General features: G+C 71.6%; 16 protein-coding genes and 1 riboswitch. Of the genes, 12 read left to right on the forward strand and 4 right to left on the reverse strand.

The genetic code is table 11. From position 1 onward, the window contains the following. Nucleotides 1-72: 72 nt before the first annotated feature. From HKK74_RS07870 to HKK74_RS07885, 4 genes are all read left to right on the forward strand, one after another. Entirely contained in the window at nt 73-531 is a 459-nt protein-coding gene (locus tag HKK74_RS07870; protein WP_187242415.1) for a TM2 domain-containing protein, read from the forward strand. Between the two features lie 211 nt (nt 532-742). Continuing rightward, the gene (gene thiI, locus HKK74_RS07875; RefSeq protein WP_187242416.1) at nt 743-2044 is read left to right on the forward strand and encodes a tRNA uracil 4-sulfurtransferase ThiI; all 1302 of its coding nucleotides are present in this window, start codon (nt 743-745) and stop codon (nt 2042-2044) included. A 542-nt stretch (nt 2045-2586) separates the two neighbouring features. Further along, nucleotides 2587-3522 (forward strand): DMT family transporter, encoded by a 936-nt coding sequence (locus tag HKK74_RS07880; RefSeq protein ID WP_312881336.1) that lies wholly within the window; start codon nt 2587-2589, stop codon nt 3520-3522. Between the two features lie 54 nt (nt 3523-3576). Beyond that, nucleotides 3577-4521 carry a DUF5954 family protein gene (locus HKK74_RS07885; RefSeq protein WP_187242417.1) on the forward strand — a complete coding sequence of 315 codons (945 nt, stop codon included), beginning with the start codon at nt 3577-3579 and terminating at the stop codon, nt 4519-4521. A 121-nt stretch (nt 4522-4642) separates the two neighbouring features. Here the strand turns inward: HKK74_RS07885 and aroF are convergent, their stop codons facing one another. Beyond that, complete coding sequence (aroF, locus tag HKK74_RS07890) at nt 4643-5701, reverse strand: 3-deoxy-7-phosphoheptulonate synthase (protein ID WP_187242418.1); 1059 nt, start codon at nt 5699-5701, stop codon at nt 4643-4645. A 280-nt stretch (nt 5702-5981) separates the two neighbouring features. Here aroF and HKK74_RS07895 point away from each other — a divergent pair, with 280 nt between their 5' ends. From HKK74_RS07895 to HKK74_RS07910, 4 genes are all read left to right on the forward strand, one after another. After that, nucleotides 5982-6584 (forward strand): sulfite oxidase-like oxidoreductase, encoded by a 603-nt coding sequence (locus tag HKK74_RS07895; protein ID WP_187242419.1) that lies wholly within the window; start codon nt 5982-5984, stop codon nt 6582-6584. 82 nt (nt 6585-6666) lie between these two features. Next, nucleotides 6667-7401 (forward strand): LytR/AlgR family response regulator transcription factor, encoded by a 735-nt coding sequence (locus HKK74_RS07900; RefSeq protein WP_187242420.1) that lies wholly within the window; start codon nt 6667-6669, stop codon nt 7399-7401. Nucleotides 7402-8076: 675 nt separating this feature from the next. After that, complete coding sequence (gene pknB, locus HKK74_RS07905) at nt 8077-10023, forward strand: Stk1 family PASTA domain-containing Ser/Thr kinase (RefSeq protein ID WP_187242421.1); 1947 nt, start codon at nt 8077-8079, stop codon at nt 10021-10023. A 44-nt stretch (nt 10024-10067) separates the two neighbouring features. Next, nucleotides 10068-10937 (forward strand): deoxyribonuclease IV, encoded by an 870-nt coding sequence (locus tag HKK74_RS07910; protein ID WP_187242422.1) that lies wholly within the window; start codon nt 10068-10070, stop codon nt 10935-10937. Between the two features lie 61 nt (nt 10938-10998). Here the strand turns inward: HKK74_RS07910 and HKK74_RS07915 are convergent, their stop codons facing one another. The 3 genes from HKK74_RS07915 to thiO all read right to left on the reverse strand — a co-directional run bounded on the left by HKK74_RS07915 (nt 10999) and on the right by thiO (nt 13166). Further along, the gene (locus HKK74_RS07915) at nt 10999-11811 is read right to left on the reverse strand and encodes a thiazole synthase (RefSeq protein WP_187242423.1); all 813 of its coding nucleotides are present in this window, start codon (nt 11809-11811) and stop codon (nt 10999-11001) included. Nucleotides 11812-11841: 30 nt separating this feature from the next. Then, complete coding sequence (gene thiS / locus HKK74_RS07920; RefSeq protein WP_187242424.1) at nt 11842-12042, reverse strand: sulfur carrier protein ThiS; 201 nt, start codon at nt 12040-12042, stop codon at nt 11842-11844. Continuing rightward, nucleotides 12039-13166: a glycine oxidase ThiO gene (gene thiO / locus HKK74_RS07925; protein WP_187242425.1), complete on the reverse strand. Its 1128-nt coding sequence runs from the start codon at nt 13164-13166 to the stop codon at nt 12039-12041. Before thiO ends, thiS begins: the two co-directional genes overlap by 4 nt. After that, a riboswitch (TPP riboswitch) is annotated at nt 13158-13271 on the reverse strand. Its footprint overlaps the gene before it by 9 nt. 132 nt (nt 13272-13403) lie before the next feature. On the opposite strand from thiO, the gene HKK74_RS07930 reads away from it, so the two are divergent. The 4 genes from HKK74_RS07930 (at nt 13404) to HKK74_RS07945 (ending at nt 15916) form a co-directional block, all read left to right on the forward strand. Continuing rightward, nucleotides 13404-14591, forward strand: a complete 1188-nt coding sequence (locus tag HKK74_RS07930) for an NAD(P)/FAD-dependent oxidoreductase (protein ID WP_187242426.1) — start codon at nt 13404-13406, stop codon at nt 14589-14591. A gap of 67 nt (nt 14592-14658) precedes the next feature. Beyond that, complete coding sequence (locus HKK74_RS07935; RefSeq protein ID WP_246491328.1) at nt 14659-15012, forward strand: Rv2175c family DNA-binding protein; 354 nt, start codon at nt 14659-14661, stop codon at nt 15010-15012. A 26-nt stretch (nt 15013-15038) separates the two neighbouring features. Beyond that, nucleotides 15039-15758 carry a thiamine phosphate synthase gene (gene thiE, locus HKK74_RS07940; protein ID WP_187242427.1) on the forward strand — a complete coding sequence of 240 codons (720 nt, stop codon included), beginning with the start codon at nt 15039-15041 and terminating at the stop codon, nt 15756-15758. After that, nucleotides 15755-15916: a hypothetical protein gene (locus tag HKK74_RS07945; protein WP_187242428.1), complete on the forward strand. Its 162-nt coding sequence runs from the start codon at nt 15755-15757 to the stop codon at nt 15914-15916. Before thiE ends, HKK74_RS07945 begins: the two co-directional genes overlap by 4 nt. Nucleotides 15917-15967: the final 51 nt, after the last annotated feature.

Below are 15967 nucleotides of genomic sequence, written 5' to 3' on the forward strand. Positions count from 1 at the left end.
GCGGAAACATCGTTACGGAACTTCCATTAAGTCCCGCTCGTTCGTCTCGTCCTTCTTAGTAACGTCAGTTCTATGAGCAATCCACCGCAGGATCCGAACTACGGATACGGTCAGCCGCAGTACGGTCAGCAGCCCCCGCAGGACCCGTACGGTCAGCAGCCCCCGCAGGACCCGTACGGTCAGCAGCAATATGGTCAGCAGCCTCCGCAGGACCCGTACGGTCAGCAGCAGTACGGTCAGCAGCAGCAGTACGGCGGCTACGCCCCGGTCCCGTCCGGCGGCTACGGCGTCGATCCTTACGGGATGCCGCTTTCGGACAAGTCGAAGACGGTGGCGGGTCTGCTCCAGATCCTGCTCGGGGGCTTCGGGGCCGGCCGCTTCTACACCGGCCACAACGGCATGGCGATCGGCCAGATCGCGGCCACCTGGCTCACTTGCGGACTCGGCGGCATCTGGCCGCTCATCGACGGCATCATGATCCTCGTCAACGGGGGAACGGACGCACAGGGGCGCAAGCTCCGGGACAACTGAGAACGGGCACGTACCGGGTCCCCTTCACCGGCGAAGGGGACCCTGCGGTTGTCTCCCCTCGGCGCTCGCCGGCTCCAGCCCGCCGATGGGTCGGGCCCGACGCCCCAGGCACCTCAGGCCGCCTCGGCGCGGAACAGCCTTCCGGGTCGCGGTGTTCGCTTCCGTAGGCGACACTGGAAGGCACATCCGCAGGTTGTCAGGAGGATCACGCATGCCCACGCTCGGCACCGCTCGAGGGGAGACGCCCCCGCCCGCCCAGCGGCCACCGCACGAGGACGTGCCGGTGGAAGCGCCCGGGCAGGCGCAGGTCGCCGGTGAGCCATGCGTGTTGCTCAAGCTGGGCGAGATCGTGCTCAAGGGCAAGAATCGCGATCTGTTCGAGCGGCGCCTGCAGAACAACATCCGCGCCGCCGTGAAGGGCCTCGGCATCCAGGTGCGGGTGGCGCAGCGAGAGGGCGTCATCGTCGTGCGCGCCGAGAGCCGCAAGCTCGCCGACGTCGACGCGGTCGCCCGCCGCATCGCCGACGTCATGGGCATCGTGTGGGTGCAGCGGGCCTGGCGCGTCGAGAAGGACGTCGAGCACACCGTACGGGCCGCGATCGACCTGGTCGGCCGGCATCCGGCGCTGGCGCGCAAGGGCACTTTCGCGGTCCGTCCGCGCCGCCGGGACAAGCGGTTCCCGATGACCTCCTCAGAGATCGCTGTGCGCGTCGGTGCCGCGGTCCAGGAACGGTTCGGTCTGCCGGTCGATCTCAAGAACCCCGACATCACGGTCGCGATCGAGGTCGACCGCGACGAGGTCTTCGTGTTCACCGAGGGGCTGCGGGGGCAGGGCGGCCTGCCGGTCGGCATGAGCGGCCGCGGCCTGGTGCTCATGTCCGGCGGCATCGATTCGCCCGTGGCGGCCTATCGCATGATGCGCCGCGGGCTGCGGGTGGACTACCTGCACTTCTCCGGCATGCCGTTCACCGGTCCCGAGTCGATCTACAAGGCCTACGCGCTGGTACGCGAGCTGGACAAGTTCCAGGGCGACTCGCGGCTCTACGTCGTGCCGTTCGGCAAGGCGCAGCAGCAGATCAAGTCCTCCGGGGCCGAGCGGCTGCAGATCATCGCGCAGCGGCGCCTGATGCTCAAGACCGGTGAGACGCTCGCCGCCCGGCTCGGTGGGGCGGCGCTGATCACGGGTGATTCGTTGGGCCAGGTCAGCAGCCAGACGCTGACCAACATCACCGCACTCGACGACGCCGTTCAGCTGCCCATCCTGCGGCCGCTCATCGGCATGGACAAGACCGAGATCATGGCCGAGGCGCGCCGCATCCGCACGCTGGCGATCTCGGAGCTGCCGGACGAGGACTGCTGCACGCTGCTCGCGCCGAGGCGTGCCGAGACCCGCGCCAAGATCGAGGACCTCCGGCAGATGGAGAAGCGGCTGGACGCCGGGGAACTGGCCGAACAGCTCGCCACGTCGGCACAGCGGCATCGCCCCGTCTACGGAGAGCCCGCCGCCTCCTGACGCCACGCGGCCGGCGGCGTACGGTACGCGGCCCGGCCGCGGGCCGGACCGATCGCCCCCGCGGCGCCGCGAATGTCCGCATGATCACGGAGGGGGAGAGCGGGCGGGGGCGGGTGGATTGGTAGGATCCCCGGCATGGCGTACTGGACCCCCCAGCTCGGACCGCCCCGCTTCTGACCGGGGCGCAATCCCGATCGACCCTTCCGCGCGTTCGTCGCCGGTTCGCGGCCGATCGGTTCCGCCGCGCGTTCACCGCCGGCGCACGGGTGATCGGTTCACTCGCGCACCCGGCGTACGGATGACCGCCGCGTCGACACGCTCGATGCCGGCCCGCCGTGAGCGATGCGGCCTTCCGCGTACGCCTTACGCCTGACGCCGACGCGCGACGCGCCCCGGACACAGAGTCCCCCTCCGATCCGAGTCCAGGAGCGTTCCGCGTGTCCACGCGCTTTTCCGCACGTCTTGTCTCCGCACGCCTCTCCACGCGTGTCTCCGCTTCTCTCTCCACGCGTCTCTCGTCGCGCTTCGCTTCGCGTCCCTCCGTGAGCCCTTCCACCCGTCTGTCCGCACATCGCGGTTCCGAGCCCCGCCGGGCCCGATCGGCCCGGCTGGGCGGCAGCGGCTGCATCCTGCTGGCCGCCGCCCTGTGGGGCACCACGGGCACCGTGCGCACCTTCGCGCCGGACGACGCCGGCGCCGTGTCGGTCGGTGCGGCCCGCATCGTGCTCGGCGGCCTTCTGCTCCTCGCGATCGGGGCACGCGGCGGCGCGCTCGTCCGTCTCCTCCGCACCGCCACGCCGGCGACCTGGGCTCTGCTCGCCCTCGGTGCCGTGTGCGCGGCGGGCTACCAGACCGCCTTCTTCGCCGCCGTCGACCACACCGGCGTGGCGACCGGAACGGTGGTGACCATCGGCAGCGCACCGGCGTTCACCGGGCTGTTGTCCCGGCTGACCGGCGGCGCACGCCTCTCCCGGCGGTGGGTGGCCTCCACCGCGGGGGCCGTCGTGGGTTGCGCGGCTCTGGTCAGCGGCGGCGAGGCCGCCGGCATCGAGCCCCTCGGGGTCGCGCTCGCGCTGCTGTCCGGCTTCGCCTACGCGGCGTACGCCACCACCGCCGCACGGCTCATCACCTCCGGTGAGGGGGACGGCGTCGTCATGGGCGCCATCTTCGGCGGGGCCGGCGTGCTGCTGCTCCCGGTGCTGCTCGCGAGTTCCCCGGTGTGGGTCGCGACCGGCCGCGGCGTGCTCGTGACGCTGTACCTCGGCGTGGTCACCACGACTCTGGGTTACGTGCTGTACGGGCGGGGGCTGCGAAGCACCCCGGTGGCCACCGCGGCCACTCTCACCCTGGCCGAGCCCGCCGTCGCCGCCGTGCTCGGGCTGGTGGTCCTCGGTGAGCGCCTCGGCGGGGTCGCGGTCGGCGGCCTGCTGCTCCTCGCGGCGAGCCTGGTGCTCCTCGCCGTGCCATCCCGTAAGTGACCGCGTCGGCGATTACGCTGCGCGCCGGTGGGGGTTGCGGGAAGCATGGCCCCCATGGACCGCAGCGACGACGCCCTGGAACGGAAGTTCCACGACCTGATGACGGCGGCGCACCCGATCTCGGCCATGGCCGCGGCGGACGCGCTGCGCGCCGTCCGGGCCTACCCTCAGGTGCTCATGGTGGGGCCGGTGTTCGGCGTCGCCGAGCAGGCGCGGCACGGCTGGGAGGTGTCCTCGACCGCTGAGGCGACGCCACAGGCCGCCAGGGACGTTCTGGCGGAGCGGCTCCGGAAGCACGCGGAGGTCGCGGTGGACGCGGCGACCCGCGGCGAGTTCCTCGCGGTGGCCGGACGGCTGGACCGGGAGCGTCGTGACGACCTGACCGTGGCCGGCCTCCGGTTCCGCATCGTGCGGGTCGAGCAGGTCGTGCGCATGAACGCCGAGGCCCCGGAGCCGCCCCGGCCGACCGACCCGGACCCGCGCCCGTCCGGCCGCGGCATCGCGGCCGGGCGGGTGCGGGAGTTCCTCCCGACCGCGGATGACGGGTCCATGGCGTCCACCGCCGAGCTGGGCCGGCAGTTCGATGAGGCGGTGTCGAGGCGCGGCGTCCTGCCCGCGCCCGTCCGCGAGGACGCCTGCCGCGCGATGACCGCCTATCCGCGAGTGCGGATCATGGCGCCGGTCTTCTCCGTCGCCGAGCAGGTCGACGACGGCTGGCGGTCCGCGACCATGCCGTGCGACACGCCGCAGCGGGCCCGTGACACGCTCGCCGCCTACTTCAGCGGCATCGTGCCCGCCATCGAGCAGCCGGATGTGACGGAACGCGAGGAGTACGCGGCGGCGGCGCGGCGGCTCGAACTCGAGCGGGCCGACGACCTCACCGTCGCCGGGCGCCGGTTCCGGATCGTACGCGTCGAGAAGGTCGCGCGTCTGGGGCCCGACGGGCCGGAGCCGCCCCGGCCGTCGGACTTCGACCCCGAGCCGCCCATCGGCGCCTGACCCACCGCCACGGCGCGGTGGCGGTTTCCCGCCGTGATCTTGCAGAAGTCGGCGCCGCTCCGGGGAGTCGGTCGGTCCGGTGGGCGAACAAGTGCATGATCACGGCGGGCGGCGGCGGCGGTCAGACCGGGACGGTGCCGGCGGGGTTCGGGGCCGGCTCGGCGACGGTCAGCGAGCGGCCGACGATTCCGGGCAGGTCACGTACGATCTTGGCGAGTTCGCGCAGGTCACCGTCGACGAGGGCCTGCGGCCCGTCGCAGAGCGCCGTCTCGGGGTGCGGGTGCACATCGATGATCACACCGTCGGCGCCCACCGCGATCGCGGCCCGGGTGAGCGGCAGCACCAGGTCCCGGCGACCGCCCGAGTGCGAGGGGTCGACGATGACCGGCAGGTGCGACAGCCGCTGCGCCACGGGCACCGCGGAGATGTCGAGCGTGTTGCGGGTCGCCTTCTCGAAGGTGCGGATGCCGCGCTCGCACAGCACGATGTCGAGGTTGCCGCGCTGCGCGACGTACTCGGCGGCCATCAGCCACTCGTCGATGGTCCCGCTCATACCGCGTTTGAGCATCACCGGCCGGCCCGCCTCCCCGGCGGCCTGCAGCAGCGTGAAGTTCTGCGCGTTGCGGGTACCGATCTGCAGCATGTCGGCGTACGAGGCGACGAGCGCGACGTCGCCGGCGTCCACCACCTCGGTGACGATCGGCAGGCCGGTCTCGGCCCGGACGTCGGCGAGGATCCGAAGACCCGCCTCGCCCAGCCCGGGGAAGGCGTACGGCGAGGTCCGCGGCTTGAAAGCGCCGCCTCTCAGCAGGGTCGCGCCGGCCGCCTTCGCCATCTGCGCGGCGGCCAGCGTCTGCTCGGGCGTCTCGACCGCGCACGGCCCGGCGATGAGCGTCATGGTCCCGGGGCCGATCGGCACGCCGCCGACCCGCACGACGGACCGGTTGGGGTGGTTCTCCCTGCTGACCAGCTTGTAGGGGACCGAGACCCGCAGGACGTCGCTCACGCCCCTCATGCCCCGCAGGTTCAGCGCGCCGAACTGCCGGACGTCGCCCACGAGCCCGACGATCGTGCGGTTCACACCGCGGCTGACGAACGCGTCCCCGCCCGCCGTCTCCACCTGTGAGACGACGGCGTCGACATCCGCTTCGGTGGCCTCCGGGGCCATCACGACTACCATTTCTCTCCTCTGTCCCGAGCTCCGTCCCGCGATGAACGCGGTGCTACACGATCGATGGGTCCAGTAACGACGAAAGCCCCGGGCCGTCCGGCCCGGGGCTTTCGTCAGTGGTCGCTCAGCGCAGCGTCAGACTGGCTACCACCCGTCCGGGTCGGTCGCCATACCAAAACGCGTAGTGAAGGACTCTGCGCACGTGGGCAAGGCTACACAATCCGCTCCGGCGAGGAGCGGCCGGGCCCGAATGTGGCTCAGCTCACCGGGATGGCAGGATGGCCGGAACATGACCCCGCCCGACGAACGCCTGCCGCCCGGACAGCACGTCCCCCGTGGCTGGCCCGTCCTGCACTACGGGCCCGTGCCGAGGTTCCGGCCCGCGGACTGGGACTTCCGGGTGTTCGGCGCCACCGAGTCGGGTGAGACGCACCGCTGGGACTGGTCGCGGTTCGAGAACCTCCCCGTCACGAAGGCGACCGCCGACTTCCACTGCGTCACGAAGTTCACCATTCCCGACAACGTGTGGGAGGGCGTCTCCGGCTCCACCCTGGTCGAGCTGGCGCCACCGCATCCGGACGTCACGCACGTGATGGTGTGGGCCGAGTTCGGCTACAGCGCCAACATCCGGATGACCGACTTCCTGGCGGACGCGACCATGTTCGCGACCCACCGCAACGGTGAGCGACTCACTCCCGATCACGGCTTTCCGGTTCGCCTGGTCGTGCCGCACCTGTACGCGTGGAAGAGCGTCAAGTGGGCGCGCGGCGTCGAATACCTCGTGCGCAACCAGCGCGGGTTCTGGGAGGAGCGCGGCTACCACAACGTGGCCGACCCATGGCGGGAACAGCGCTACGCGTACCAGGAGGAGGACGGCTCCCCGTCCCCGTGAGCAGGGACTCGCCGGACACGACACGCGCTCACATGGTGGAATCACTTGCGCGCGGAGGGTAATCAACGGCAGGGTCCATGTCATGCTCAACGTCCTGGCCGTCGACGACGAGGCGCCCGCGCTCGAGGAGCTCACGTTCCTGCTCCGGCAGGATCCGCGCATCGCGCAGGTCGCCGAGGCGGGCGATGGTGCCGAGGCGCTCCGCGTACTGAGCCGGGTGCTGGTCGCGGGGGATCGGCTCGACGCGGTCTTCCTCGACATCCGGATGCCCGGCCTGGACGGCCTCGACTTCACCCGCCTGCTGTCCGGCTTCGCGGCACCACCGGCGGTGGTGTTCGTCACCGCCCACGACGGCTTCGCGGTGGCCGCCTACGAGCTCGGCGCGCTGGACTACCTACTGAAGCCCGTACGGCCGGAGCGGCTCGCCAAGGCGGTGCACCGCATAGCCGAGGCGGTGCGCCGCACCAGCGAGCCCGCCGCGGTCGACGAGGTGGTACCCGTGGAGCTGGGCGGCCGCACCCGTCTGGTGACGCGTTCCAGCGTGACCTACGCCGAGGCGCACGGTGACTACGTGCGCCTGCACACCGCCGACGGCAGCTATCTGGTGCGGATGCCGCTCAACGTGCTCGCCAAGCGGTGGGAGACCGCCGGGTTCATCCGGATCCACCGCAGCACGCTGGTCGCCGCCGGGCACATCAGCGAGTTGCACTTCGACGGTGGCCGGGCCATCGTCCAGGTCGGCGAAGAGCTGCTGACCGTCAGCCGCCGCCACACCCGTGAGGTGCGCGACCAGCTCATCCGGCGCTTCCGGGCCTGAGTCCCGGCGGCGGTCGTGTTCACCGAGAAGGCCCGCAACGGACGGACCCAAGACCGTTCCCGGTCATGTCTCAATGCCGTTCGTCGTGCCGAATCGCCCGCCCGTCGCCGGGTCACGCTACGTATGGCGCTCGCTGCGCACCGTTTGTCGAGGCGGTCCCTGGAGTGCTCCCACCAGTGGCGGGAGCACTTTAGTGTGGGCTCGCTGGCAAGCTTCACACCGCGTTCGGGGGGACGCGGGCGGCGTAGGGGCGTGACCCGCACCATCGCCGCACCACCCCCAGCATGAGCGACCAGGGATACCCAGCGAAGGTCGGAGGCGCGTTCCCGCGCCGTCATCGGGAGATCCAAGCCCGGAGACGAGCGCGTCGCGGAACGGGCCACCGGTTGCTGGGGCAAGGCCGCCGGGCCCCGTACCGGGGGGGTGGGGCTCGACGGCGTCCGCTCGGGCGCTGCTGGACAGTCGGGGGGTTGTTCAGCAGCGTCCGAGTCTGGTTGCCGGCCCGGTCTCGGTCGCTCGCGAAGGGTTCCCATCCGCGCGCCGCGGTCCCATCCGGCTCTGCCGGGTGATCGCTCCGTGACAGATCCGACACATTCTGGATGATCGCGGTATTGATGGCGGTGTCATACCCATGACTGATGAGACGGGGACCGATTCGCCCGTACACTCTCATCGATGGACACGACGGTTGCTGATCCACTCGTCGGGCAGGTGCTCGACGGGCGCTACCGCATTGAGTCGCGGATCGCTCGTGGGGGTATGGCGACCGTCTACCTGAGCAAGGATCTCAAGCTCGACCGGCCCATCGCGCTCAAGGTCATGCACGCTGGCCTCGCCCAGGACGACGACTTCGTCCACCGGTTCATCGGCGAGGCGAAGTCCGCCGCGGCGCTGTCGCACCCCAACGTGGTCGCCGTCTATGACCAGGGAACCGACCGCCAGTACGTCTTCCTCGCGATGGAGTACGTACCCGGCCGCACCCTGCGCGATCTGCTGACCGAGCGGGGCAGGCTCGGCCCACGGCACGCGCTCGAGATCATGCAGCCGGTGCTGGCGGCCCTCGGCGCGGCCCATCGCGCCGGCCTCGTGCACCGTGACGTCAAACCCGAGAACGTGCTCCTCACGGGCGACGGACAGGTCAAGGTGGCCGACTTCGGCCTTGCCCGCGCCGAGTCGGCGAGCAAGCAGACCAAGACCGGAATGATCATCGGTACGGTCGGTTACCTGGCTCCCGAGCAGGTTCTGTCGGGGCACGCGGACGTGCGTTCCGACGTCTACGCGGCCGGGGTCATGCTGTTCGAGCTGCTCACCGGCCGGCAGCCGCACCAGGGCGAGACGCCTCTCGCCGTCGCCTACAAGCACGTCAACGAGGTCGTGCCCCTGCCGTCCAGCGTCACGCCCGGCATTCCGCCGCAGCTCGACGCCCTGGTCGCGATGGCGACGAGTCACGACCCCGCCCGCCGCCCTCCGGACGCGGGGCGGTTCCTCGCCGCCGTGGCCGACACGCACCGCAATCTGCCGCCGAACATCGACGAGATGGCCGCGAACGCCACCTCGGTGCTGCAGAGCGGGCCACCGGCGCCCACGCGGCCGCCCGTCGGGGCCGGAATGCGCACGAGCGTCATCCCGCTCGGCGCGATGCCGCAGGAGTCCACGCCGCGGGCGCCCTTCCTCGACCGGCTGATCGACTTCATCACCGGACGGTTCGTGCTCATCGCGCTGGGTGTCATCGCCGTGGTGGTCATCGGCTGGGCGGTCTGGTATCAGACCGCCGGCCAGTACGCCAAGGTTCCGCGGGACATCGTCGGGATGTCGGCCGAGCAGGCCCGCACGCGGCTGACCGAGGAGGGCATCGACTTCAAGCGCGGCACCGCCGTCTACTCCGACAAGGTCAAGAGGAATCACGTCGTCTCCGCCGAGCCGGCGCCCGGTGAGCGGGTCAAGCAGGGCCAGGTCATCACGATCGTCCTGTCCAAGGGCCGCCAGCCGATCCCGGTTCCCGACGTGACCGGAAAGTCGCTCGACGAGGCCAAGAAGGTCCTGGAGGACAACGGCTTCACCACCGGCGACGTTACGAGGGCGCCCTCGTCCACCGTGCTCAAGGACGCGGTCGTGCGGACCGACCCCAAGGCCGGGGACCGGCAGTCGCCCGACGAGCCCGTGGGCATCGTGCTGAGCAACGGCGTGGCGTTGCCCAACCTGGTCGGCCAGCCGGGCGACGCCGCCACCAACCAGCTCCGCGCGATGGGCCTCGACGTGAAGGTCGAGGAGCAGCAGGATCCGAGCAAGCCGCCCGGCACGGTGCTGAACCAGAACCCGCCCCCCGGCACCGCGGTCTCCCGCGGCGACGACGTGACACTGTACGTGAACAAGCAGGACAACTGCTTCCTGCCACAGATCAATCCGCTCTGCCCGCCCACGAACGGCCAGGAGATGCTGGCGGTCCCCAGCACCGTCGGCAAGAGCGTCGACGAGGCCAAGGGGATGCTCGAGGGCGCCGGATTCCAAGTCGACATGAAGAAGGCCCCGGGCCGTGGGGACGACGAGGGCGATCAGGTGCTGTTCCAGAACCCACCGGGCGGCAACGCACCCCGTGGCTCCGTCGTCACCATCTGGCGCTGACCGGTCGCCGAGCGTTCCACGGTCGCCAGTAAGCTGGTTCGTCTATGACTTCTCGTGAGCAGAGCCCGATCGGTGCGCATGTCCCCGTCGCCGGGGGGCTGGCCACCGGGGGGCTGAAGTACGCCGCCGAGATCGGCGCCGAGGTCGTCCAGGTGTTCGTGTCCAACCCGCGCGGATGGGCGCTCACCACCGGCAAGGCGGCCGAGGACGCCCGGCTCCGCGACAGCGGTGTCCCGGTCTACGTCCACGCCAACTACCTGATCAATTTCGGTTCGCCCAACGCCGACACGCTCGGCAGGTCGGTCGAGTCGGTCCGGCACGCGCTGCTGCGCGGACGCGAGGTCGGCGCCCGGGGTGTCGTCGTGCACACGGGTTCAGCGGTCAGCCAGTCCTATGAGGACGCCATGGCGCAGGTCGGCCGGCATCTGCTGCCGCTGCTGGACGAGATCCCCGACGACGGTCCGGACCTGCTGCTGGAGCCCATGGCCGGGCAGGCGCACATGCTCTGCGCCACCGTGCAGCAGCTGGGTCCCTACTTCGAGGCGCTGGAGCACCACCCGAGGATCGGGGTGTGCCTCGACACCTGCCACGCCTTCGCGGCCGGGCACGATCTAACCGCCGAGGGCGGTGTCGCGGCGGTTCTCGAGGCGCTCGTCGCCACCGTCGGCGCGGGCCGGCTGAAGCTGATCCACGCCAACGACTCCAAGGACCCGTGCGGATCGGGGCGGGACCGGCACGAGAACATCGGCGCGGGTCTCATGGGCGAGCGACCGTTCGCCGAGCTCTTCGCCGACCCGCGGGCCGCCGGAGTGCCCTTCATCATCGAGACCCCCGGCCGTTCCGCGGAGCCGCACCGAGCGGACGTCGACGTCCTCAAGCGGCTCCGTGGGGTGCCTGCACCGGTCGCCGGGTGACCAGACCGGCCGGGAGCGGTCCAGGTGGGGCCCAGAGGGCGGTCTGGGCCCGTGCGGCGGTCTAGGCGGTACTGAGCCCCTGCCACGGCGAGGACGCCTGGGCGTAGCGTCGCTTGGGGATCCGCCCGGCGAGCCGCGCCAGCCGGCCGGCCTCGACGGCGTGCCGCATCGCGGCGGCCATGCGCGCCGGGGCCTGGGCGCGCGTGACGGCGGTGGCCAGCAGTACCGCGTCACAGCCGAGTTCCATGGCCAGCGCCGCGTCGCTGGCGGTGCCGATGCCCGCGTCGAGCACGACCGGCACCCCGGCCTGCTCGACGATCAGCTCGATGTTGTGCGGGTTGCGGATGCCGAGCCCGGAGCCGATGGGGGAGCCGAGCGGCATGACCGCCGCACAGCCGATCTGCTCCAGCCGGCGGGCCAGCACCGGGTCGTCGTTGGTGTACGGCAGCACGATGAACCCGTTGTCGACCAGCTGCTCCGCCGCGTCCACGAGCTCGATCGGGTCCGGCAGCAGCGTGCGCTCGTCGGCGATCACCTCCAGCTTGACCCAGGAGGTGCCGAGCGCCTCGCGGGCGAGTTTGGCGGTGAGCACGGCCTCGCCCGCCGTGAAGCAGCCGGCGGTGTTCGGCAGCACCGTGATGTCGCGGCGGCGCAGGACGTCGAGCACCGAGCCCTGCACCGACGGGTCGACGCGGCGCATCGCGACCGTGGTCAGCCGGGTGCCCGACGCGACGAGCGCATCCTCCAGCGTCCGCATGCTCGGCGCCCCACCCGTGCCCATGATGAGCCGGGAACCGAACGTCTCACCCGCGATGACGAACGGATCGGAGTCCGCGAGCGGGTCCGCTCGTACTGCCGTGCCGGTCTCGTTCACGCGTCGCTCATCCTCCCGCTGGATCACTTGTCAGCCTCCCTGCACCGCGGTCAGGACCTCGAGCCGGTCCGCCTCGCGCAGTGGCGTCGCCGTCCACTCCGCTCGCCGTACGACCTCGTCGTTCAGCGCGACCGCGATCCCGGTCGTCGCGGACGTCACGTCCCCGACGACGCTGGCCACCGTCGCGTCCTCCGGGACCTCACGCGGGTCGCCGTTGACGATCACTTTCACGCGGGGATCTCCTTCGCGAACCGCTCCGGGGTGAACGCCCTGACGACGTCCGGGACCTCCCCGGTGGTGAGTGCCTCGCTCACGACGTCGCCGGTCACCGGGGCGAGCAGTATCCCGTTGCGGAAGTGGCCGGTCGCGAGCAGGAGGCCGGGCAGGGCGGCCGGCCCGAGGACGGGGGCGTTGTCCGGCGACCCCGGGCGCAGCCCGGCGCACACTTCCGCGAACTCCAGTTCGGTGATGCCGGGGATCAGCTCGCGGGCGTCCCGCAGCAGCTCCCAGAGCCCGCCCGCGGTGACCGTCGTGTCATAGCCCAGCTCTTCCTGCGTGGCTCCGATCACGATCTCACCGTCCGACCTCGGCACCACATAGATCGACGACCCCTTCACCACGCCCCGGACGGTCCGGGTCAGGAACGGCACGCGCGTGCGCAGGCGCACCACCTGGCCCTTGACCGGGCGGATCACCGGTACGACGTCCGGCGGCAGGCCCGCCAGCCGATGCGTCCAGGCTCCGGTGGCGAGCACGACCTGGTCGGCGCGCACGTCGTCGCCGGCCTCCGTGCGCACGCCCACGGCACGGCCGGCCTCGACGAGAACACGTGTCACGCGCCGCCGTACGAGCCGGGCTCCGGCGCGCTCGACCGCAGCGAGCAGTGCGGCGGTCAGGCGGCGCGGATCGATCGATCCGTTGCGCTCGGCGAGCAGCCCACCGCGTACGGACGGGGCGAGCATCGGTTCCAGCCGGCGGCACTCGCGGCCGCTGAGGGGGGTGGCCGGTAGCCCGAGCGTCTCCTGGAAGCGCCGCAGATCGTCCAGGAAGGCCAGGTCGTCGCTGTCGAAGGCGACCTGGACGGTGTCCTCGTCACGGTAACCGGTGTCGTGGCCGGTCAGCTCCTCGAGTTCCGCGACGAAGGCCGAATAACGGTCCCGGGAGGCGATCCCGAGGCGCAGCAGCTCTTCCTCGCCGTAGGCGAGTTCGCCGACCGGGGCCAGCATCCCCGCCGCCACATACGACGCCTCGCTCGCCGGGCGCGGGTCGACGATGGTGACGTCCAGGCCGCGTTGCGCGGACCGCCAGGCGATGGCCAGCCCGATGACCCCGGCTCCGACGATCACCACGTCCATGTGAGCGCTCCCTTCGCCGGCATGATCCGGATCAGGTCGTGGCGGTCGGCGGCCCGATCAGCCGCCCTCTCAGCCCGGTCGTACCGGACTCCCGCGCTTTGTCCCCTTCAGCCTAGCCCGCCCGCGACCTTCGTGCCGCCCGGCGCGGGCTGTTCCAAGCGGCCCGCCGCCGGGACCGCGTTGCCCACCGGACCCGCCGCGACGGAGGCATCCGACCCGGGTACTACAGTGCGGGGCATGGACAGGGTGATCATCGTCGGCGCCGGCCTGGCGGGCGTGCGTGCTGCGGAGGCGCTGCGGGCGAGGGGGTACGAGGGCGCCCTCACCCTCGTCGGCGCCGAACCGCACCTGCCCTACGACCGGCCGCCGCTGTCCAAGGCGGTCCTCATGGGCCGGGCCGACGACACGACCGTCGCCGCCGACTGGACGGCTCTGCGGTGCGAGTTGCTCCTCGGTCATCGCGCCACCGGGCTGCGTCTCGACGACGTGCGCGGCGGCACGGTGGAGACCACGGCCGGCGAGCTGCCCTTCGACGGGCTCGTGATCGCCACGGGGTCGAGCCCCGTGCGGCTGCCCGGTGACGGTTCGCAGCATGTGCTCCGTACCATCGACGACGCCCGGGCGCTCCGGGCCGGGCTCCGCGAGGGGGCACGGATCGTCCTGGTCGGAGCCGGCTGGATCGGGGCTGAGGTCGCGACGGCCGCGGCCGGGGCGGGCTGCGCGGTGACGGTGGTGGAGGCCGCGGACACGCCGCTGGCGGTCGCCGTGGGCCCGGAGATCGGCGCGCGAACGGAGCCCTGGTACGCCGAGGCCGGCGTCGAGCTGAGGTGCGGTGTGAAGGTGGCCGCGGTCGAAGCGGGCGGGCTGGTCCTCGCGGACGGCGGCCGGGTCGAGGCGGACGAGATCGTCGTGGGAGTGGGCGTGCGTCCCGAGGTGGGCTGGCTGGCCGGGTCGGGGCTCGACGTCGACGGCGGCGTCGTGGTCGACGGTTCGCTGCGCACGAACCGGCCGGAGATCGTCGCGGTCGGCGACTGCGCGGCATGGTGGTCGGCCCGGTACGGGCGGCGGCTCCGTGTGGAGCACTGGGACACCGCGCTCAACGCCCCTGAGACGGCCGCCGCGTCGCTGCTCGGTGAAGAAGCGGTCTACGATCCGGTGCCGTACTTCTGGTCGGAGCAGTTCGGCCGGATGGTGCAGTACGCCGGTCAGCACCAGGGGGCCGGGCGGCTCGTCTTCCGTGGCGATCCGGAGAAGGCCGAGTGGTCGGCATGCTGGCTCAGCGGCACCCGGCTGTCGGCGATCGTCACCGTGAACCGGCCCCGTGACCTGGTTCAGGCCCGCCGGCTCATGGCGGCCGGCACCCCGGTGGATCCGGAGGCCCTCGCCGATCCGGAGGTACCCGTCCGGAACGCGGTGGGAGCATGAGGGTTTCAGAAGCGCCCGGCAGTGGTAGGCAGGCTGCGTGACGCAGATGCACATTAGTGTTGACAGCATGCTGGATCCACACACAGATGCCCTGGTGGGGGAGTGGTTCTCCCTTCCCGAGGCGGCCGATCGGCTCGGGATCAACGTGAGCCGGACCAAGCAGCTCCTCCGCGACCACAAGCTCCTCGGGCTCTCCCGGCACGGCACACATCAGGTGCCCTCCGCGTTCATCCAGGAAGGGCAGGTCCTCAAGGGGCTCCCCGGAACGCTCATGCTGCTCTCCGATGCCGGCTACGAGCCGGTGGAGGCTCTCCGGTGGTTGTTCACCCCGGATGACACCCTGCCCGGCAGCCCGGTGCAGGCACTCATCGAGAACCGCGGAACAGAGGTCCGGCGACGGGCCCAGGCCCTGGCCTTCTAGCGGTACGGAAGGATCCGACTCTCATCGTGCCCAAACGCTTGCCGTCGGATCACGCCGTCTCGTTGCGGGCCCGGCTCGACCGGGCCCGCCTCTACCTGTGCACCGACGCCAGGGAACGGCAGGGTGACCTGCCGGAGTTCCTCGACGCGGTGCTCGGCGGTGGCGTCGACATCGTCCAGCTGCGGCAGAAGGGCCTGGAGGCCCGCCAGGAGCTCCGGCATCTGGAGGTCTTCCGCGCCGCGTGCGATCGCCACGGCGTTCTCCTGGCCGTCAACGACCGGGCCGACGTCGCCCGGGCCATCGGCGCGGACGTCCTGCACCTCGGACAGGACGATCTTCCGGTGCCGTTCGCCCGCGAGATCGTCGGTCAGGACGTTCTCATCGGCCGGTCCACCCATTCCCCCGAGCAGGCGGCGTTCGCCGCGACGGAGCCGGGGGTCGACTATCTCTGCGCCGGGCCGGTCTGGCCGACGCCGACCAAGCCGGGCCGCTTCGCGCCCGGTCCCACGCTGCTGGAATACGTGGCGGGCCGCCGCACCGACCGGCCGTGGTTCGCCATCGGGGGCATCGACCTCAGCCGCCTCGACGAGGTTTTCGCCACCGGTGCCGACCGCATCGTCGTCGTACGGGCGATCACCGAGGCGGACGACCCGGCGGCGGCGGCGGCCGCTTTCGCGCACCGGCTGCGGCAACACGCCACCACTCTGACCAGCGCGGCGGGTGATGCCGCACAATGGAGCCCATGACCGTCTCACCTGACGACGACCGGCCGGTCGAGCTGTCCGACGAGGACCTGGTGATCCTCCCGGACCAGACGCGCGACGACACCGACGAGGGCTGGGGAACCTGGCGCGGCTCTGCTGAGGACGATCGGCTCCTCGAGGAACGTCCTCCGCACTGGTAGCGGCGATGGCCGGTTCCGCACGGGCCGCCCGGCCCACGGGGTACCGCCAGT

Origin of the sequence: Actinomadura alba, assembly GCF_014323705.1 — a bacterium.
GTDB classification, from domain to species: domain Bacteria; phylum Actinomycetota; class Actinomycetes; order Streptosporangiales; family Streptosporangiaceae; genus Actinomadura_C; species Actinomadura_C alba.

Coding starts and splice junctions, on each gene's coding strand:
- HKK74_RS07870 (WP_187242415.1), top strand. CDS start 73: ATGAGCAATCCACCGCAGGATCCGAACTACGGATACGGTCAGCCGCAG.
- thiI (WP_187242416.1), top strand. CDS start 743: ATGCCCACGCTCGGCACCGCTCGAGGGGAGACGCCCCCGCCCGCCCAG.
- HKK74_RS07885 (WP_187242417.1), top strand. CDS start 3,577: ATGGACCGCAGCGACGACGCCCTGGAACGGAAGTTCCACGACCTGATG.
- aroF (WP_187242418.1), bottom strand. CDS start 5,701: ATGGTAGTCGTGATGGCCCCGGAGGCCACCGAAGCGGATGTCGACGCC.
- HKK74_RS07895 (WP_187242419.1), top strand. CDS start 5,982: ATGACCCCGCCCGACGAACGCCTGCCGCCCGGACAGCACGTCCCCCGT.
- HKK74_RS07900 (WP_187242420.1), top strand. CDS start 6,667: ATGCTCAACGTCCTGGCCGTCGACGACGAGGCGCCCGCGCTCGAGGAG.
- pknB (WP_187242421.1), top strand. CDS start 8,077: ATGGACACGACGGTTGCTGATCCACTCGTCGGGCAGGTGCTCGACGGG.
- HKK74_RS07910 (WP_187242422.1), top strand. CDS start 10,068: ATGACTTCTCGTGAGCAGAGCCCGATCGGTGCGCATGTCCCCGTCGCC.
- thiO (WP_187242425.1), bottom strand. CDS start 13,166: ATGGACGTGGTGATCGTCGGAGCCGGGGTCATCGGGCTGGCCATCGCC.
- HKK74_RS07930 (WP_187242426.1), top strand. CDS start 13,404: ATGGACAGGGTGATCATCGTCGGCGCCGGCCTGGCGGGCGTGCGTGCT.
- HKK74_RS07935 (WP_246491328.1), top strand. CDS start 14,659: ATGCTGGATCCACACACAGATGCCCTGGTGGGGGAGTGGTTCTCCCTT.
- HKK74_RS07945 (WP_187242428.1), top strand. CDS start 15,755: ATGACCGTCTCACCTGACGACGACCGGCCGGTCGAGCTGTCCGACGAG.